The 18,045-nt window shown below is 69.8% G+C and carries 15 protein-coding genes; 9 read left to right on the forward strand and 6 right to left on the reverse strand.

Features of this window, described 5'->3' with window-relative positions; all coding sequences use genetic code 11:
• Positions 1 to 161: 161 nt before the first annotated feature.
• The 3 genes from AB0C62_RS18390 (at position 162) to AB0C62_RS18400 (ending at position 3,579) form a co-directional block, all read left to right on the forward strand.
• Positions 162 to 1,394 carry an MFS transporter gene (locus AB0C62_RS18390; RefSeq protein ID WP_362974324.1) on the forward strand — a complete coding sequence of 411 codons (1,233 nt, stop codon included), beginning with the start codon at positions 162 to 164 and terminating at the stop codon, positions 1,392 to 1,394.
• 182 nt (positions 1,395 to 1,576) lie between these two features.
• On the forward strand, positions 1,577 to 2,896 hold the full coding sequence (locus tag AB0C62_RS18395; RefSeq protein ID WP_362974326.1) for a DUF1254 domain-containing protein: 1,320 nt from the start codon (positions 1,577 to 1,579) through the stop codon (positions 2,894 to 2,896).
• Between the two features lie 2 nt (positions 2,897 to 2,898).
• Positions 2,899 to 3,579 (forward strand): GAP family protein, encoded by a 681-nt coding sequence (locus tag AB0C62_RS18400; protein WP_362974328.1) that lies wholly within the window; start codon positions 2,899 to 2,901, stop codon positions 3,577 to 3,579.
• A 46-nt stretch (positions 3,580 to 3,625) separates the two neighbouring features.
• On the opposite strand, the gene AB0C62_RS18405 is transcribed toward AB0C62_RS18400, so the two are convergent.
• Together AB0C62_RS18405 and AB0C62_RS18410 are read right to left on the reverse strand one after the other, a co-directional pair.
• Positions 3,626 to 4,222, reverse strand: a complete 597-nt coding sequence (locus AB0C62_RS18405) for an NAD(P)-binding domain-containing protein (RefSeq protein ID WP_362974330.1) — start codon at positions 4,220 to 4,222, stop codon at positions 3,626 to 3,628.
• Between the two features lie 41 nt (positions 4,223 to 4,263).
• Complete coding sequence (locus AB0C62_RS18410; RefSeq protein ID WP_362974332.1) at positions 4,264 to 5,097, reverse strand: inositol monophosphatase family protein; 834 nt, start codon at positions 5,095 to 5,097, stop codon at positions 4,264 to 4,266.
• Positions 5,098 to 5,228: 131 nt separating this feature from the next.
• Here AB0C62_RS18410 and AB0C62_RS18415 point away from each other — a divergent pair, with 131 nt between their 5' ends.
• Positions 5,229 to 6,140, forward strand: a complete 912-nt coding sequence (locus AB0C62_RS18415) for a LysR family transcriptional regulator (protein WP_362974334.1) — start codon at positions 5,229 to 5,231, stop codon at positions 6,138 to 6,140.
• Positions 6,141 to 6,362: 222 nt separating this feature from the next.
• Complete coding sequence (locus AB0C62_RS18420; RefSeq protein WP_362974336.1) at positions 6,363 to 6,731, forward strand: VOC family protein; 369 nt, start codon at positions 6,363 to 6,365, stop codon at positions 6,729 to 6,731.
• A gap of 71 nt (positions 6,732 to 6,802) precedes the next feature.
• Here AB0C62_RS18420 and AB0C62_RS18425 read toward each other — a convergent pair whose 3' ends face one another.
• The gene (locus AB0C62_RS18425; protein ID WP_362974338.1) at positions 6,803 to 7,381 is read right to left on the reverse strand and encodes a TetR/AcrR family transcriptional regulator; all 579 of its coding nucleotides are present in this window, start codon (positions 7,379 to 7,381) and stop codon (positions 6,803 to 6,805) included.
• A 90-nt stretch (positions 7,382 to 7,471) separates the two neighbouring features.
• Between AB0C62_RS18425 and AB0C62_RS18430 the strand changes: the two genes are divergently transcribed.
• On the forward strand, positions 7,472 to 7,918 hold the full coding sequence (locus tag AB0C62_RS18430) for a DUF1772 domain-containing protein (protein ID WP_362974340.1): 447 nt from the start codon (positions 7,472 to 7,474) through the stop codon (positions 7,916 to 7,918).
• 395 nt (positions 7,919 to 8,313) lie between these two features.
• Here AB0C62_RS18430 and AB0C62_RS18435 read toward each other — a convergent pair whose 3' ends face one another.
• Both AB0C62_RS18435 and AB0C62_RS18440 read right to left on the reverse strand, forming a co-directional pair.
• Positions 8,314 to 9,738: an amidase gene (locus AB0C62_RS18435; RefSeq protein WP_362974342.1), complete on the reverse strand. Its 1,425-nt coding sequence runs from the start codon at positions 9,736 to 9,738 to the stop codon at positions 8,314 to 8,316.
• The gene (locus tag AB0C62_RS18440; protein ID WP_362974344.1) at positions 9,735 to 11,444 is read right to left on the reverse strand and encodes an MFS transporter; all 1,710 of its coding nucleotides are present in this window, start codon (positions 11,442 to 11,444) and stop codon (positions 9,735 to 9,737) included. The genes AB0C62_RS18435 and AB0C62_RS18440 overlap by 4 nt, the downstream gene beginning before the upstream one ends.
• 725 nt (positions 11,445 to 12,169) lie before the next feature.
• On the opposite strand from AB0C62_RS18440, the gene AB0C62_RS18445 reads away from it, so the two are divergent.
• Positions 12,170 to 15,373, forward strand: a complete 3,204-nt coding sequence (locus AB0C62_RS18445; protein ID WP_362974451.1) for a TIM-barrel domain-containing protein — start codon at positions 12,170 to 12,172, stop codon at positions 15,371 to 15,373.
• A 154-nt stretch (positions 15,374 to 15,527) separates the two neighbouring features.
• Here the strand turns inward: AB0C62_RS18445 and AB0C62_RS18450 are convergent, their stop codons facing one another.
• Positions 15,528 to 15,986, reverse strand: a complete 459-nt coding sequence (locus AB0C62_RS18450) for a PRC-barrel domain-containing protein (protein ID WP_362974346.1) — start codon at positions 15,984 to 15,986, stop codon at positions 15,528 to 15,530.
• Positions 15,987 to 16,426: 440 nt separating this feature from the next.
• Between AB0C62_RS18450 and AB0C62_RS18455 the strand changes: the two genes are divergently transcribed.
• Positions 16,427 to 17,326 (forward strand): neutral zinc metallopeptidase, encoded by a 900-nt coding sequence (locus AB0C62_RS18455; RefSeq protein WP_362974348.1) that lies wholly within the window; start codon positions 16,427 to 16,429, stop codon positions 17,324 to 17,326.
• Between the two features lie 395 nt (positions 17,327 to 17,721).
• Positions 17,722 to 18,012, forward strand: coding sequence for a hypothetical protein (locus tag AB0C62_RS18460; protein ID WP_362974452.1), 291 nt, complete (start codon positions 17,722 to 17,724; stop codon positions 18,010 to 18,012).
• The last annotated feature ends 33 nt before the right edge of the window (positions 18,013 to 18,045 follow it).

Consider the following 18,045-nt stretch of genomic DNA (forward strand, 5'->3'; position numbering starts at 1 on the left):
CACAACACGTCAAGACTTCTGCCCGGTGACGGAGTCGGTGCGGGGCGCGTGCCCCCTCTCCGCGCCAGCACTGGACGATTCCAGACGGCAACCGCGGGTCGGTCCACCAGGGCACCGACGACCCGGCGGGTCGTCCCGCCGGGCAGCGAACAGGACTCGCCGTGCCATCGGCGAACTACCGTTCCCTGCTGCGTACCCCGGGTGCCGCAGCGTTCTTCCTCCCGGCATCGCTCGGCCGCGTCGGCGTTGCGATGACCAGCCTCAGCATCGTCTGGCTCGTGCACAGCCGTACCGGCACCTTCTCCGCCCCTGGGTTGGTCACCGGCGGGTTCGCGGTGTCCGAGGCGCTCGGTGCGCCTCAACTGGCGCGACTGGTCGACCGGTTCGGGCAGACCCGCATCCTGCCACCCACCCTTCTCGCACACGCCGTCGCGGTGGCGGTCCTCCTCTCCCTGGTCGCCGCAGACGCCGAGGATGCCTTCTTGGTCGTCGGGGGAGGGCTGGTCGGCGGCAGTGTTCCTCAACTCGGCGCGATGTCCGCCGCACGCTGGGCGGCGCTCCTGCGCCCGGACCGAGCGGCGGAACTGCCCACCGCCTTCGCCCTGGAGTCGATCGGCAACGCGGTCGCCTTCCTGGTGGGTCCAACGCTGGTCAGCGCACTCGCCGCGGCCGGCCACCCCGTCGCCGGCATGGTGCTGGCCGCATCCTTGGCGGTGTTCGGCGGCCTGTTCCTCGCGACCCAGCGCGCCACAGCACCCGCGGTCGCGGTCAGAGGGGCCGAACACAGCTCAGACGTCGGGCAGTTGTTGTGCGGGCCGGTTCTGCTCCTGATGGGCCTCAACCTTGCCATCGGGATCTTCTTCGGGGCCATTCAGGTGTCGGTCACCGCCTTCGCGGTGGAGTACGGCTCGCCGGGCGCCGCCGGCCCGATCTTCGCGGCTTCCAGTTGCAGCGGTCTGTTGGCCGGATGGTTCTACGGGCTGCGCAGGTGGCGTGCGACACCGCCTGTACAACTGCTCGCAGTGACCGGCGTGTTGAGCTTCGGCACACTGCTGCTGTTCACGATCGGCTCACCGGTCGGACTCGGACTGGTCGTGGTCCTGACCGGAGCCGCGATCCCGCCGCTTCTCGTCCTGTTCCCCGTGTTCACGGAGTCCACGGTCCACCAGACCGTGCTGACCCAGGCATTCGCATGGCTCGGTGCGGCCGGCGCGGCAGGCTCGGCTGCCGCGGCGGCACTTTCCGGCTTGGCGGTCGATTCGCTCGGATCCCGGGGCGGCTTCGCGGTCACCGCCACGGCCGCCGTCGCGATGACCCTTCAGAGCCTCGTCGGCCTCCGTGTGCTGCGCGCACCCCAGGTGCGGCGGGGGCGAAGGGGGACGGGGAGACAGTGAAACCCGTCATGGGGTGATCATCTCGTGGCGCCGGGCTCCGGCGGGTGCGATGGCTGCGGCCGGTGCGCTGCCGCCCAGTTCGACCGAAGGAGTCGAGCCCGGCGCGTGGCACGCCCACATCTTCATCCCGTCCCTAAACTCCCGAAAAGAGCCAATAAGCGATCTTTCAGAGGACGGTGCGTATGAGCGGTGCGAGTCTTGACGTAGTGCGGGACACCGCGGCTCGAGGCTGGATCTTCGGCCATCCGATGCTGGAGAACTACCGAACGATGTACAGCCAGGCCGTCGACTCCAACGATCACCGGTACGTGGGGGGCTTCGGCACGTTCCGGCACTATCCGCAGCCCTCACGGCCGGAGAACACCGACATCGTCACACCGAACAACGACACCCCGTACTCGTGGTGCTGGCTCGACCTTCGGGCCGAGCCGTGGGTGGTGTCGGTACCGGCGATGGACCGGTACTACGTCCTCCCCTTCCACGACCTCGACACCACGTACGTCGGCTTCGTCGGTGCCCGCACCACCGGCCAGGACGCCGGCGACTACGTGATCGCCGGGCCCGGATGGACGGGGTCCCTCCCCGATGGCGCGGCCGGAGTACTGCGCGCCGACACCCAGCTGGTCGGCTGCCTCGGTCGTACCACGCTCACCGGGCTCGGGGACGAGGACGTCGAGGAACTGCGGGCCATCCAGGAGCAGTACCGGTTGCAGCCACTGAGCACCTACACCGGCGCCGCCGCGCCCGCGCCGGCGGAGGAACCCGCCTGGCCGGTCTGGCGGGAGGATTCCGGCGCGAGCATCGAGTTCTTCACGGTGCTGGACTTCCTGCTCGGCTTCTTCCCCGCCCTACCCGAACAGCAGGCTCTCCGGGAAGAGTTGGCAGCCCTCGGCGTGGACGGCACCGGCAGGTTCGAGCCGTCCCGTCTCGAGCCCGACATCCGTGCCGCCATGCAACAGGGCATTGCCGATGGTCGCGCCCGGTTGGAGGAGGCCAAGGCCCGGGCGACCACGTCGGCCGGGTTCTTCGGTACCCGAGCGGAGCTGGGGGAGGACTACGTCGCCCGCGGTGTCGGCGCGGACAAGGGCCTGTATGGTCTCCCCCCGGCGGAAGCCTGGTACGGAGGCTGGGTCGTCGACAGCGAGGGCAACCGGCCGCCCGACGCCGGCGAACGCGACTACACCCTTCACTTCGCCGCCGACCAACTGCCGCGAGCGCAGTTCTTCTGGTCGGCCACCCTCTACCGGCTGCCCGAGCGCCTCCTGGTGGACAACCCTGTCGACCGCTACTCGATCGGCGACCGCACCGAGGGACTCGTCCACGACCATGACGGCAGCCTGACCCTGTACGTCCAGCACGCCAGGCCGGACGAACCACGCCGCGCGGCGAACTGGTTGCCCGCTCCCGACGGCCCCTTCTCCGTCATCATCCGCGTCTACGGCCCGGACCCGTCGGTGCTCGACGGCACCTGGCAGCTCCCCACCCTCACCGCGGGGCGCTGACCGTGGGAGACGCCATCGGACAGATGCTGCCCTCAGCGGTCGGTATCGCCATCAGCCCGCTGCCGCTCGTGGCCGTCATCCTGATGCTGGCCACGCCACAAGGCCGTATCAACGGCATCGCCTTCACCGCGGGCTGGACGCTCAGCCTGGCCGGCGCGACAGCCGCGCTGGTCCTCGTCGGATCCAACAGCGACGCCGCCACCGACAGCGGTTCGCCGGCCACCTGGACGAGCTGGCTCAAGCTGGCCCTTGGCCTGGTGTTCATCCTGCTCGCTGCACGGCAGTTCACCGGCCGGCCGCGTGAGGGTCGTGAGGCACAACCACCGGGCTGGATGAAGGCCATCGACCATTTCACCCCGGGCAAAGCAGCCGGCCTCGCCGCCGCCCTCGCGGTCGCCAATCCCAAGAACCTCGTCCTGCTCCTCGGCGGGGCCGTCGCCATCGCGGCGAGCACCGCAGGCACGGGAGGCAAGGTCGCAGCCGGCCTCGTCATGGTCCTCATCGCTTCGCTCTGCACCACCGTGCCCCTGGCCGTCTACCTTCTCGGCGGCGACCGATCCGCCCAGACCCTGAACGGCTGGAAGGGATGGATGTCGGCCCACAACGCCGCCATCATGACCACTGTTCTGGGCATCCTGGGCGCCAAGTACATCGGGGACGCCATCAGTGCCCTCACCACGTGACCGTGCGCCGGGCCGCTCGACGTGCCCCGAGGTCTGCTCGCCCGGTTCAGCGAGTGATCGAGACGGCGAAGGGTGAGAATCCGCTGGAACGGATCACGTGAGGTACGAACAGCACGGCGGCCTCGGTGGCCTGCGCGGTGTCGATTCCTCCGAGGTCCGTGATCCAGTCCCGGTGCCAGCCGAGGTCTTCGAGGAGCCCGTGGACGACCTGCTTGGCTCCCGGGTCCTCACCCGAGAGGAAGGCGGTGGGCGATTGGTCGAGAGCGCCGGGGGCGGTCATCACCGTGTACAGCATGGTGTTGAGCGTCTTGACCACGCGCGTGCCGGGGAGCGCGTCCTGGAGTTGCCGACCGAGGCTCGAGCCGGGGTAGAGCAGACCGGCGGGCAGTCCGTCCGGTCCGTCGACGGTGGCGTTGGAGACGTCCACGAGGATCTTGCCCTGGAGCTCCTCGCGCAGATCAACGAGACGTTTCAGTGAACTGGCGCCCGGCGTGGCGTTGATGATGATCTGCGCCGTCCGGGCGGCGTCGGCGGCAGCGCCCGGCGCACTGTCCGCGACGGTCACCTCATGCCCGGCCCTGGTGAGGGCCGCGGACAGGCTGCCGCCGACGCGGCCGTTTCCGAGTACAGCGATCTTGGTCATTGCGATCTGGTCCTTCCGGTGGTGCTGGATGTCAGGGGTGGTCAGCGGGAGAGCGTGGCGACGGCGTCGGTGTGCACACCGGGTGCTGCGGCCAGCAGGCTCTCGCTCGCCGGCGTCCAGGGGCGGCCCTCGGCGTCGGAGATCCGCCCGCCGGCCTCGGCGACGAGCAGCGCACCGGGAAGCAGGTCCGCCCGGGCTCCGGCGAACTGCCAGAAGGCGTCGATCCGGCCGGCGGCCACGTTCAGCAGATGCAGGGTTGCGGGCACCGACGTGCGCACCACGAGTGCGTCGCTCAGCATTGCGGTGATCGAGGAACCGATGCGCTGCGTGATCGACTCGTCCTCGTCCGGCCTGGCCTGGCTCGTGGCCACCAGGCTCAGTCCGAGATCCGTCGTCTCAGAGACGTGCAGCGGCCGGCCGTCGAGGTAGGCGCCACCGCCCGCGAGCGCGGTGTACGTCTCGCCGGTCAACGGAAGATGGACTGCGGTGAGTACCGGCTGGTTGTCGCGCACGAGGGTGGCGGTGACGCCCCACTCCGGCAGACCGTGCAGGTGGTTGACATTGCCCTCAGCGGGATCGACGACCCACCACTCACCGGGAGGAAGTGCGCCGCCCGCGAGCTCTTCCTCCACCCAACCGGCCTCAGGGCGCAGGCGCTCGAGGCGTGGACGCAAGACGTCGAGAGCCGCGTCGTCGTTGGCGGCGAGCGCGCTCATCAGTTCCTCGCGCGTCCGGTAGCGGACCACGCCGCCGAACCGCTCACGCAGCACCGAGCCCGCCGCACCTACGGCGATCGCGGTCTGCGTCAACAGATCGGCGTCGGGCGCGGTCCCGGCGACTTCGGCATTTCCTGTGCTCTGAATCGAGTCGGACATGGCGGAACTCCCATCTCAGCAGGGGCGATGAATGCGGGGGAAGTTCGTCGATCTCTCCCGCTCACATCTCGAAGGTATGAGCCCGCGGCCATAACCTCAAGTGCATGTAAAACACGGATAGAGTGACTCTCATGCAACTGGATTTGAACCTGCTGGCCGCCCTCGACGCGCTCCTCGACGAGGGGAGCGTGGCCGGTGCGGCCGATCGCCTGCACGTGACCGCGCCGGCGATGAGTCGAAGCCTCGGCCGGATCCGCAGAACGACGGGGGATCAGATCCTGGTGCGCACCGGCCGCACCATGACCCCGACCCCGTACGCGATCGCCGTTCGGGAACAGGTCCACGAGCTGCTGCAACAGGTCCACGGCGTGCTGGCGCCGAGCCGTGCACTCGATCTCGCGACGCTGGACCGCACCTTCACCCTCCGCTGGCACGACTCCCTCGTCGCCCACGGCGGCCCCGCACTGCTCGCGGAAGTGCGTAGACAGGCGCCAGGCGTACGGTTGCGCTTCATCGCGGAATCGAGCGTCGACACGCCGGAGTTGCGTCGCGGCGAAGTCGACCTCGAGGCGAACGCCAATCGCCCGATCCAGTCCGAGATCCACGGCGAACTGCTGGCCGAGACCGGCCACGTCATCGTCGTACGCGAAGGGCATCCGCTCACCGGCGCCAAGGCCGTCACGCCCGCGCGGTACGCCGAAGCCGAACACATCACCATCTCCCGGCGCGGAAGGTTCGACAACGCCCTCGACGGCGCTCTGGCCCAACTCGGCCTCACGCGCCGTGTGGTGGCGACCGCGCCCACCGAAGCGACCGGGCTGGAGTTCGTGCGCGAGTCCGACCTCCTGGTCACAGCCCCCGAATCGACGACCCGCTCGGCGGCAGCGAACCTCGGCCTGGTCCTCCTCCCTCTGCCCTTCGAACTGCCGTCGGCGCCGGTGTACTTGTCCTGGCACCAGCGCTACGACACCGACCCCGCCCACGCATGGCTACGCGACCTGGCACGGACAGCTCTGGGGGGACGGGCGGAAGGTCGGGAATGAGGCGGCGCAGTGACGCCCGTGTGGTCACTGCCGCGGCGGATGCGGCGACGGGCCGTGGCGAGCGGCCGGCAGCTTCGGAGGCGTGCAGTCCGAGGCGGCGAGGGCGGGTTCGGGGTTTTCCACATTGCGGCACTACGGATCGCCCGGCGGGAGGGGTCGCCGATGAGTTCGGCGCCTTCCAGCGGTCTACCCAGCGAAACGACCGTTTGCGACAGGAGTGCCATGTCCACCATCCAGCCAGTGATCGTGACGGCCGACCAGGACGCTCTGCTCGGCTTCTACACGAAATTGTTCGGCGCTGAGGAGATCTTCCGGGTGCCTGCGGAGGGTCCGGCGTTCTACCTCGGACTGCGCATCGGCGACTCCGACCTCGGGCTCGTGGCCAAGGCGGAGGCGGGGACCGGGGCGGTGTCGCGGATCCTGCTCAGCATCGGTGTCGACGACGTCGACGAGACGCTCGGCCGGGTGGCGGCGTTGGGGGGCTCGGTCAGCGGCGGCCCCAACGACATGCCGTGGGGACAGCGCGTCGCCCACATCAAGGACCCCGACGGCAACCCGGTGAACCTCACTCAGCCGATCCCGGCGCGGTGACGCTGTTCCGGTCGGTACGGAGCCGGTACGCATCCGCCGGAAGAGCCCAGCCTGCCCGCCCGGTCCGCGGGTCAGAGTTTGGCGAGCCGGTCCACCAGTAGCTCCACCCTCCGATCGGCGTCCCCTCGTGGCAGTCGTCCCGCCCGGGTCAGGGTCGCCAGCCCGTGCAGGGCTGCCCAGAACACCTCGGTGAACAGTCCTGGGTGGACGCCGTCCCCGGCGACCTCGCCGAGAGTCTCCATCAGAGCGGCGAAGGCGTCCTTCAGGGGCTCCGGGGTGTCCTCGTTCGCGAACGTCAGGCCGCCGTCGAGCTGGAACAAGGCGTCGTAGACCGCCGTGTTCCGTTCGGCGAAGTCGAGGTAGGCGTGAGCGAGAGCGGTGACCCGGGCGCGCGTGCCGACCGCGGCGGAGGTCGCGGCCCGCAGCTCCGCGGCCATCTCGGCGGCGCCCTCGACGGCTACGGCGCCGATGATCTCGCGCTTCCCGCGGAAGTGGCTGTAGAGGACCGGCTGGCTGTACTCGATGCGCTCGGCGAGCAGGCGGGTGGTGACCGCGTCCCAGCCCCGCTGCTCGGCGAGTTCGCGGGCCGTCGCCACGATGAGGCGCTCGCGCTCCATCCGTTCGCGCTGCTTGCGTTCCTGTACCGACATGATTCGATCCTAGCACCGCTAGACAATCGAGCGGCAGCAGTACTAGCGTTGCACTGTCATCTAGCACCGCTAGATCCTGGAGGGGTCATCATGCTCAACACACTTGAGGTCGTCACCACCGTGATCGTCGGCGTGATGGTGGGGGTGGAGTTCTCCGTCGCCTTCGTCATGAACCCGATCTTCAACGCACTCCCCGAGGACAGCGGCCAACTCGCCCACGCCCACGGGGGCCGGATGCTCGGCGCCGTGATGCCGTTCTGGTACATCGGCTCGCTCGTCCTCGTCGCGGTCTGGGCCGTCGCCGGACGGCACCACCACGGCACAGGCCTCGTCGTCACGGCCGGGGCACTGCTGCTCCTCAGCGTGGTCATGTCGATCCTGCTGCTCGTCCCGATCAACAACCGGAACAAGACGTGGACCCCTGAGAACCGGCCCGCCGACTGGCGGCAGCAGGTAAACCGCTGGAACCGCTACCACTACGTCCGCGTGGCCGTCATCATCGCCGCCTTCGCCGTGCTGGTCGCCGCCCTCGTCTGAGCGCGTTCACAGGGGCGAGTGCCCTTGAAGAGGCCGGGAGCTGACGCGCGCCTCGTACAGGAGTGGCCACGCCGAAAGCCCACGGAGCACGTGCGAGGCCCGTCGAATTCGGCAGAGCAGCCCGGGCGAGCCTGATCGTGCACAGCGTGTACAACGGCTACTGGTATGGGCGGCGTCCGTCGGCCTACGACCTGTGGCGCGATCTGCGGGACGTCACCCGGGGGATACGCCCGGACGGGGACCTGAGCACTCCGGGCCTCCGTGAGGCCTGGGACGCCGGCGATCGGGCGCCGTTCCACGGTTCGGGGAGTGCGTCGCCCAACGGTAGGCGATGGCAGGGACGTTGACAGCCGCAGGACTGCGCGCGCCGAACCAACCCTCGATCCGCCGTGCGCTCAGAGCAACGCCGAGTACCGCTCCCGCCACGGCGCCGCAGCCTCCACCTGTGCGCTGAGCGAGATGAGCGTCGCCTCGTCGGCGGGGCGGCCCACGAGCTGCACCCCGACGGGGAGCCCGTTCTCGGCGGTCCAGTGCAGCGGCAGGCTGACCGCGGGCTGGCCCGTCATGTTGTACGGGCTGGTGAACGCGCTGAACGGGCTCTGGCGACGCAGATTCGCGAGGGGGTCGCCCGACTCGTCGAAGTACTCGACAGGTTGGGGCAGCGTCGCCAGGGTCGGGGTGAGGACGACGTCGTACGCCCGCGTCGCCTCGACCGCGTGTCGCGTCGCGCGGTGCATCCCGTTGACCGCGGCCGCGAACGCTTCGCCGGTCACCTGCCGTCCGTACTCCCGCCAGGCCCGTGTCACCGGCCTGAGAAGCCCCTCCTGTTCCGGCGGCACTGTCCGGCCCAGGGACTGCACACTCCAGGCCGTCACGAAGTAGTCGCTGATCTCCGGGCCGAAGGGGGTCGGGATGTCCTCCACCTCGTGACCGAGGCTCTCCAGGAGCCGTGACGCGTGCTCCCAGGCGGCCACGCACTCGGGGTCCACAACGATCCCGTCCGCCGCGGGGGATACGTACCGGCCGATCCTGAGCTTGCCCGGTTCGCGCTCGGCGTGCTGGAGGAAGGTCTCGCCGGGCGGCAACGGCGGCGCCCAGTGCGGATCACCGGGCCCGGGTCCCGCGAGGACGTCGAGCAGAGCTGCCGCGTCGCGTACCGAGCGGGCCAGCGGCCCCTGCACGGCCAGCCCGGTGACCTCGGCTCCGGCGGGACCCGAACTGACCCGCCCCCGGGCGGGTTTGAGGCCGAAGAGTCCGCACAGGCCGGCCGGTATCCGGATCGAACCGCCGCCGTCGCCGGCATGCGCGACGGGTACGAGGCCGAGCGCCACGGCGACGGCCGCCCCGCCGCTGGACCCGCCGGCCGACAGTGACGGATCCCACGGATTGCGGGCCGGGCCCGCCAGGTCGTTGTCGGTGTAGCAACAGCAGCCGAACTCCGGGGTGTTGGTCTTCCCCAGGCTGACGGTTCCGGCCTCCCGCATCCGCCGCACGCTGTGCGCGTCGACGTCCGGGACGTGCGCGGCGAACGCCATCGAGCCGTACGTCGTCACCACCCCGGCCGTCTCCACCAGATCCTTCACCGCGGTGGGAACGCCGAACAGCGCGGACGCCGTGTCGCGCGGCGCCTTCTCCAGCGTGACCGCCGCGTCCAGGGCCGCCTCGGGCGTGCGGGTCAGGAACGCCCCGTACCTCTCGTCGAACTCCTCGACACGGGCGAGGTGGTGGCGTACCAGCTCCACCGGGGAGATCCCGCCGGTGCGCACGGCGGCGGCCTGCTCGAGCGCGGTGAGCGCGTGCGGCACGGTCGGGACGCTCACGCGGGCGCACCTTCCTGTGAGTCCGCCTGCCGGATCTCGGCGACCTGACGGGCCACCGCCTCCTCGTGCTCGCGCAGGTCGCGCCGGGCGTCGCGCGGCCGCCACCGGCCGGACATCAGGAAGACGAACGGCACGAACAGCACCTGGCCGGCCAACGACACCCACCACCAGATCTGCCACTTGCGCGGGTTGTCGGCGCTCGCCTTCTGCACCTCGGCGCCGTGCTCCCGGAGAATCCTGAGCTGGGGCGCGGCCTTCTGCACGGTGGCCAGGTCCTGAGCGCCGACCTCCTGCACGGCCTGCTTCAGCAGCGTCGGCGGCACCTTGTCCGGCGCGTAGCGGCCGAGTTCGGCGAAGACCTTCGGGTGTGCCTGGGTGATGGCGAGCGCGTCGGCGGCTTGTACGGACGCCTGCTTGACCTCGGCGCCGTGCTCGACGATCGGGGTCACGGTGTTCACCACGAGCGGCAGGAAGGCCGCCGACAGCGCGACGGTGATGCGCACGATCCAGCCCCAGATCGCCAGGCCCGTCGCGGTGGCCGCGGGATTGTGCCGCTCGACGGTCTCGGTGAAGCTCGCCATCCACGGCGAGTAGGCGAAGCCGCTGGTGACGCCGATGCCGGCCACGATGAACGCGAACGTGTAGTAGCTGGTGTCCGGCTCGGTGGCGCGCAGCGTGAACGCGAGAGTGAACCCGATCGTGCCCAACGCGCCGCCGAGCATGAACGGCTTGCGCACGTGCAGTCGGTCGGAGAGCAGCCCGGCCACCACCAGGGAGACGGCGTTCGCGCCCCAGTACCAGTTGAGTAGGGCGTTCGCGCGTTGGGTGGTGTAGCCGAAGGTCGTGGCGAAGTAGACGACGAAGTTGCCGACCGCCGCGTAGTACAGCAGCAGGAAGAGCGCGACGGCGACAGCCGAGCCGATGACGTCGAAACGCAGCATCTGCCGCCACTGGCCCTTGAGGGCGGCCTCGGTGTCGATGCCCTGGGCGCGGGCTTCCACCAGGGCGCGGTCGCGCAGGCTCACCATGATCTGGTCGCGCAGCGCCGGGGCCAGCTCGCGCAGCCCGACGAGCGCCACGACGAACAGCACCAGACCACTGATCCCCGCGTAGCGGATCTCGTCCTGCCAGGTGGCGGAGGTGCCGTACGTACGTGAGGTGACGGCGGTGACGACGAGGCTGCCGATGACCGGGCCCATGGTCCAGTAGCCCATGGCGGACGCGCGCCCCAACTGCGGCGAGAAGTCACGGATGAGCGCGGGGGTGGCGACCAGAATCGTGCCCTCGACCAGGGCGACCGCGCAGTAGATGAGCAGGTAGCTCAGCTTCCCCGGCGCGTTCGGCAATGCGAACGTGGTCAGCACGCCGACCACCAGCAGGCCGTAGACCACGATGTTCGCCCGGCCCCAGCGGTCGGCCAGTCCGGCCGCGAGCGAGGCGAAGGCGCCGACCGCGTTCGCCGCCACCGAGATGTACACGAAGTACATGAACGACATGTGGTAGTCGGCGATCACGGCGGTCGAGACCGCGTACTGCACGTACAGCTGGTAGTACAGGACGATCGTGACGAGCACCACGAGCGCCAAGTACCAATAGCGCGCGCCGCGTTCGGGATAGCGCTGGAGCCGTCGTTCGGCGAGGCCCCGCAGCGGCGTCGACGCCCGCGTTGCTCGCGGCCCGTCGGTCGCCGGAGGAGAAATCGACACAGTGCCTCCCTGGAGGTCGCCCTGGCACGCGGCAGTGCGTGCTCGACGCGGCGACGCTAGTACCGACCAGTCGGTACGGGGAAGGGGGCGGGTCTGATTCTCTGGAGAAAAGAGTGACGGGTGGGGCGGGTTTGGTCGGGGCATCCGGTGCCGGCGAGCACCTGCGCGACCTCCCGCGCGCGGCCGGCAGGGGTTGGCGAACGGGCGAGGCGCGTTCAGTTGTCGAGGTGACGATGCTCGGCGTAACCGGGAGGCGTTGCAGCCCGGCCGGGCCGCTTGTGCCTGGTTGCAGTTGGGCGGCGTCACCGGCACGTCCGATGGCGCCGCCCTCAGTCGCGTCGGACTGCCTGCGCGACCCTGATCGGATCTGGGTCGCCGACCGAATCCGAGCGCCCCCTTCGTCGTTGTGCGCCCCGCATATGGACACCCGTCCGCGGCTGTGTTGTCATGCCACGGGCATCATTTACAACGATAGAAGTCGGCGAGGTGCTTCGCGGCGCCTTCCCCCTTCCGTCGTTCGCGTTCCATCGTTCGCGCAGGTTGAGCCGATTCCGCCGGAGCCCCGAAAGGGGCGAAGGTGACAACGATGTCAGCAGGAACTCGCGACGGGCCGAGGGGCCCGCTCCAGGACGGAGTCTTCCGTGAGAAGCAGACCAGGGTGGCGTGGGGCGTACTTCATGCGGCGGCGGGGGACGGGCGTCGCGCTCGCCGCGTGTCTGGCGGGGATGACCTTGACCGGACAGGCCGCCGCGGGACCGGCTGAGCATCCCGCCGGGCACCGGATCGCGGCGGTGACGTCCGGGAACGCACGTTTCCAGGTGCTGTCGCCGACCTTGATCCGTACCGAGTACGCACAGAACGGGCAGTTCACCGACCAGGCCACCTACAACGCCATCGGGCGCGGCGACTTCACGCCGACCTCGTACACGTCGAGCACGGCCGACGGGTGGCTGACCGTGAAGACCAGCGCGGTGACCTTGCGCTATCAGGTGGGCTCCGGGCCGTTCAACGCCCGCAATCTCTCAGTGCGGTTGACGGCCGGGGCGGCGGCGGTGACGGCGTCACCCTGGCAGCAGATGACCTGCACGGTCGGTGCGCTGTGCGAGGCGGAGAGCCTGTCGTACGGAGGGCTGGGCGTCGCCTCCGACCACACCGGACACACCGGCGCCGGATTCCTGGCCGGGTTCCAGGGGACGGGCAGCTCACTGACGGCCGATGTCGACGTCACGAACGCCGCAAACTACGAGTTCGACGTCCGATACGCCAACTCCCTCGCGGGCGACGGAAAGAACGTCACACGCACTCTCACCCTGACAGTGGACGGCGGCGCGGCCAGGACGCTGAGCCTGCCGGTGACCGGCAGTTGGGACACCTGGAGCCTCGCGACCAGTGCCGTACAGCTCGGCGCGGGGCACCACACGATCACGCTGGCCAAGACCGCCGCCGACTCCGGCAATGTCAACGTCGACAGCGTCGCCCTGGTGGCCCCGGGCGGCAGCTTCCCGCCCACCTCGACGACCGCGATCACGGACTGCGCCTTCGGCACGAGCTGCGAGGCCGAGGACGACCGGATCTCGGGCTCCGCGAAGGTGGCCACCGACCACGGCTCGTACTCCGGAAACGGGTTCCTCTCCGAACTGAACCAGGGTTCGAGTGTGTCGGCCCACGTGGTCGGCGTGCCCTCCGACGGCACGTACGCCCTCCAGGTGCGCTACGCCAACGCGGCCGGCGGCGACGGCCTGAACCAGACGCGTACGGCCTCGGTGTCCTCCGGCGGCACGACGCAGACGCTGTCGCTCCCGGTGACCGGGAGTTGGGACACCTGGCACACCGCTGCGGTACCCGTGGCGCTGAAGGCCGGCGCCAACGACATCACCATCGGCTGCCCGGCAGCGGCGAGCTGCCACATCAACCTCGACACGGTGTCCGTGACGGCGTCCGGTGCGGCGGCACCGCAGCCCCATCTCGCCCTGGGCGGCTACCGACGCAGCCTGGACGGACTGAACGGCGAGAACGGCGACCCGACCACCACACCCGGCCTGCTCCACAAGGACGGTTGGTATCTGCTGGACGACACCACGTCCGCGCTCTACGACACCGCCACCAAGAAGGTCACGCAGCGGCCGTCCCACAACGGCACGCCCTACCGGGACGGTTACGTCTTCGGCTACGGCCACGACTACAAGAAGGCGCTGTCCGACCTCGCCACCCTCACCGGGCCGCCGAAGCTGCTGCCCGAATGGGCTTACGGCACCTGGTACTCGGAGTACATCGACCGGACGGCCGCCGACTACGAGAACACGATCCTGCCCGCCTTCCGTTCCGAAGGCGTCCCGCTGGACGTGCTGGTGACCGACACCGACTTCAAGTCACCGAACACCTGGAGCGGTTGGGAGATGGACACGGCGAAGTTCCCCGACCCCAAGGGCTTCTTCGACTGGTCCGCGTCGCAGGGACTGCACAACACGCTCAACACCCACCCGAGCATCCTGGCGTCCGACCCGCAGTTCGCGCAGGCCCAGGCGACCGCCAAGGGCAAACTCACGAAGGGCGGTTGCGCGTCCGGCGCGAGCGCCGGCGGCGACTGCTACACCTTCGACTTCGGTGACCCCGACCAGCTCAAGGCGTACATGGATCTGCACCGCACCCTCGACGACCAGGGCAACGACTTCTGGTGGCTCGACTGGTGCTGCGACAACTCCCAGTCGTCAGTGCCCGGTGTCACGCCGGACGCGTGGATCAACCAGCAGTACGCCGCCGACGCCGACCGGGCGATCGGCCGCGGCTTCGTCATCTCCCGCGCCTACGGCTCACTCCAGGCCGGTGGCTACAGCGGCCAGCAGGGGCTGCCGACCGGACCGTGGGCGGACAAGCGCACCACCGTGCACTTCACCGGGGACACCTCGTCCACCTGGGGCACGCTGCGCTCCGAGGTGGGCTATACACCGGGCGAGTCCGCAGCCACCGGCATGTCGGCCGTCAGTCACGACATCGGTGGCCACAACGACACGACGGGGCTGACCGGATCGGAGACGTACACCGACGGCGGCAGCACCCGCACCACGCACAAGCTGCCGGACGACCTCTACGCCCGTTGGGTGCAACTCGGCACCTTCCAGCCGATCGACCGCCTGCACAGCAACCACAGCGACCGGCTGCCCTGGCAGTACGGCTCCAAAGCCCGGCAGTCGGCCGACACATTCCTCAACCTCCGCGAGAACCTCGTGCCTTACACGTACTCGCTGGCGCAGGAGGCGGCAACGACGGGCACCCCCGTCGTCCGCGCCACGTATCTCGAGTATCCGGACGAGCCGCAGGCCTACGCCACCGCGGGCAGCGAGTACTTCTACGGCTCGGACATGCTCGTGGCACCCGTGACCACGCCCGGCAGTACCGCCACGACATCGGTGTGGTTCCCGCCCGGCCAGTGGACCGACTACTTCACCGGACAGACCTACACCGGCGGCACCACGCAGAACGTCACCACCGGCCTCGACCGGATGCCGGTGTTCCTCAAGGCGGGCGCCACCATCCCGACCCGGACGGACGACGTCACCAGCAACGACAAGGCTCCGCTGACCAAGGTCACCCTCACCGTCGCGGCCGGCGCCGACGGCACCTCGTCCCTGTACGAGGACGACGGGACCACGACCGGCCCCGGACACAGCGCCACCACGAAGATCCACCACCGCGAGAGCGGCTCCCGGCACACCGTCACCATCGGCCCCGCCACGGGCTCCTTCCGCGGCCAGGTCAAGAGCCGTCGGTGGACGGTGAAGCTGCTCGGCGTGACCCCGCCCAGCAGCGTCACCGTCGGGAGCAGGGGTCTGTCGTCGAAGGCATGGCAGTACGACAGTGCCGCCCGCACACTCACCCTCACGCTGCCGCCGCGCAGCGTGCACACACCGGTGACCATCGGCTACCGCTGACAGAACAACGGACGACGGGCCTGCGCGGGTGCGCGCAGGCCCGTCGTCCGTCGTCCACCGCGGTCTCCGCACGGTTCACCGACGCGCTGGGCGTCAAGGGTGCCGCCGGTGGGCATCCACGGTCCCGCCGCCGATCAATCTGCGGGATGACCACTCACTTCTCGGTGTCCGCCGAGCGGCCGTCAGCGGCCCGGCCGGTTCCACCGGCGCTGGACTCATCGTTGCCGACCGGGTCGACGGAGCCGGTGTGCCGGCCGCTCTGGGCAGCCGTTCCAGCCACGCCCACCGGCGCGGACGTGGACTGGGTCAGTCCGTAGTGGGCGTACAGGTCGCGCTCTTCGTCGGCGTCGAGACGCCCGTCCACGTCGACTCGGGGCGCGTGCTTGACGGTCTCCTTGGTGACCGGGACATGCAGCTCGGTGCCGCTGACACGGGCACCCGCGAGCGGTACGAGCGTCTCCTTGCTGCCGAACAGGCCGGTCTTGACGGTGACCCACTCAGGCCGGCCGTCCGCGTCGTCGCGGTACACCTTGCCCACTGTGCCGACCTTCTCGCCGTCCGGGTCGAGGACGGTGAGGTCACGCAGCTGGTCGGCACTGGCGAATTCAGTCATTGTTGTACCTCTCGGGGAAGCGTTGTTCGGTGCCAAAAGCCTGATCTGCCCGTGGCGGTCTCGACGGGGCGCAGATGGTCGCTGCCTCGAGCCGCGCCCTTCTGGCTCATGTGAGTCAGTCATCACGGGTCACTTCGCAGCAGAAGCAGCGCAGGGAAACGCACGCGATTTCACCCGGTCGGAACATTGCCCGGCCTTCGCCGCGGCACCTTCCCCTGGGACGTCGTACGCCTCTGCGACCTCAGCGGCGCAGTGATTTCCGCTCTGTCTGCGTGACCCTTGCGCCGCCGAGTAAACATCTGGACCGCCCCGGCCATCCTCACCGTCGGGCTGACGGCGTCCATCCACCGCGGCAGGACGGACGTGAACCCCCTCGCACGGGGTAGTCGAGCGTCACGATGCGGGGCGGGCCGACGCGCTGCTTGAGGGAGAGTCAGCGAATGGAATTCGACGACAATGCCACGCTGGACACGTCCGAGGTCCAGGACAACCGCGGCGGAGCGCTGGGCGGGATCCCGGGCGGCGGGAAGACCGTCGGCGGGGGAGTGGTCGGGCTACTGGTCCTGGTCGCTTCGGTGATCTTCGGCGTGGATCCGGGCCTGTTCAGCTCGGACGGCACCACCTCGCCGGGCACCGGCTCGGGATCGGGCACGTCCGCCGCCGACCTCGCGGCCAACTGCCGGACCGGGGCCGACGCCAACAGCAAGGAAGAGTGCCGGATCGTCGCGGTGGTCGACAGCGTCCAGGCCTACTGGAAGCAGAGTGAGACGGCCGCCGGCAAGTCCTACGAGCAGGCCCCGACGTATCTGTTCACCGGCAGCGTGAACACCGGCTGCGGAGACGCCACCTCGGATGTCGGCCCCTTCTACTGCTCGGCCGACGACAAGGTCTACCTCGACCTCGGCTTCTTCAACGACCTGAGCAGCAAGTTCGGCGCCAAGGGTGGCCCGTTCGCCGAGGCCTACGTGATCGCCCACGAGTACGGGCACCACATACAGGACCTCAGTGGCACGATCTCCCGGGGCAGCGGGCAGGGCCGGAACAGCGGTTCGGTGAAGCTGGAGCTCCAGGCGGACTGCTACGCCGGAGTCTGGGCCCACCACGCCACCACCACTCCCGACCCGAAGAGCGGAAAGCCGCTGATCACCAAGCTGACCCAGGACGACATCAACCGCGGTCTCGACGCGGCCGCCGCCGTCGGCGACGACCGCATCCAGGAGCGCTACCAGGGCAAGGTCACACCCGACACCTGGACCCACGGCTCCGCGAGCCAGCGCCAACAGTGGTTCTCCACCGGGTACACCTCGGGAAGCGTCGCGCGGTGCGACACCTTCGGCTGAGCACAGTGTCGAGCGAGGGATGCCGGGCCTGAGCCATGCTCCCTGTTGCTCGCGCTCGCGTCGGCCGGTGCGCGTGTCGTCCTGGTCTCCGCCGCGGCGGTACGCATCGAGCTGCCGCTGCCGGACATCATCGATCTGACCCTGTGGTGATACGACGGCCGGAGGGGCGGTCGTGACACCGGGTCGCCCCGACGAACTCGCCGGTTCGGCCCGCGTGTTCGTAGATCCTGAGACCGGGCCGCCCAGGCGTGAACCGTGTGCGGAACCGGTGGGGCCGCGCGATTGAACTCGGCCGGTCGGCCCCGCAGGCGGGAATGCGGGGCCGACCGCTCGGGTCACGCGCGCTTGACCGGAAGCTGCACGTACGACGCGCGCTCGCCGCCGGTGTGGATGATGTGCCGGCCGCTGTTGGCCGGAGCGTACTCGCGGATTCCGGGCATCATCGTGCCCAGGAGCGACCGGCCGCTGACGCGTCGGTTCTGTCGCGTCGCGTGACGTCGACGACGCTCCGCGCCGGCATCGTCTCGTCGATGCTCGTCGGCCTCGTGGTGGGGCGAGGCGTGGTCGGTGTCGCCACGCTCGCCGCGGCGGAGCGTGCGAAGCTGATCATGCTCGTCGGGCCCGCCGTGCAGAGCGTGCTGGTCCCGACGCCGTCGGCCACCGACGGCAACGGGACGGGCTCATGACGGCGATCGACGGCCGTGTCTGCGTCGAAGGGC

The organism is Streptomyces sp. NPDC048643, assembly GCF_040650615.1.
Classification (GTDB): domain Bacteria; phylum Actinomycetota; class Actinomycetes; order Streptomycetales; family Streptomycetaceae; genus Streptomyces.

Excerpts from the sequence above, each read along its gene's own strand:
- AB0C62_RS18395 (WP_362974326.1), top strand. The coding sequence starts at position 1,577 with ATGAGCGGTGCGAGTCTTGACGTAGTGCGGGACACCGCGGCTCGAGGC.
- AB0C62_RS18405 (WP_362974330.1), bottom strand. The coding sequence starts at position 4,222 with ATGACCAAGATCGCTGTACTCGGAAACGGCCGCGTCGGCGGCAGCCTG.
- AB0C62_RS18410 (WP_362974332.1), bottom strand. The coding sequence starts at position 5,097 with ATGTCCGACTCGATTCAGAGCACAGGAAATGCCGAAGTCGCCGGGACC.
- AB0C62_RS18415 (WP_362974334.1), top strand. The coding sequence starts at position 5,229 with ATGCAACTGGATTTGAACCTGCTGGCCGCCCTCGACGCGCTCCTCGAC.
- AB0C62_RS18420 (WP_362974336.1), top strand. The coding sequence starts at position 6,363 with ATGTCCACCATCCAGCCAGTGATCGTGACGGCCGACCAGGACGCTCTG.
- AB0C62_RS18425 (WP_362974338.1), bottom strand. The coding sequence starts at position 7,381 with ATGTCGGTACAGGAACGCAAGCAGCGCGAACGGATGGAGCGCGAGCGC.
- AB0C62_RS18430 (WP_362974340.1), top strand. The coding sequence starts at position 7,472 with ATGCTCAACACACTTGAGGTCGTCACCACCGTGATCGTCGGCGTGATG.
- AB0C62_RS18445 (WP_362974451.1), top strand. The coding sequence starts at position 12,170 with ATGACCTTGACCGGACAGGCCGCCGCGGGACCGGCTGAGCATCCCGCC.
- AB0C62_RS18450 (WP_362974346.1), bottom strand. The coding sequence starts at position 15,986 with ATGACTGAATTCGCCAGTGCCGACCAGCTGCGTGACCTCACCGTCCTC.
- AB0C62_RS18455 (WP_362974348.1), top strand. The coding sequence starts at position 16,427 with ATGGAATTCGACGACAATGCCACGCTGGACACGTCCGAGGTCCAGGAC.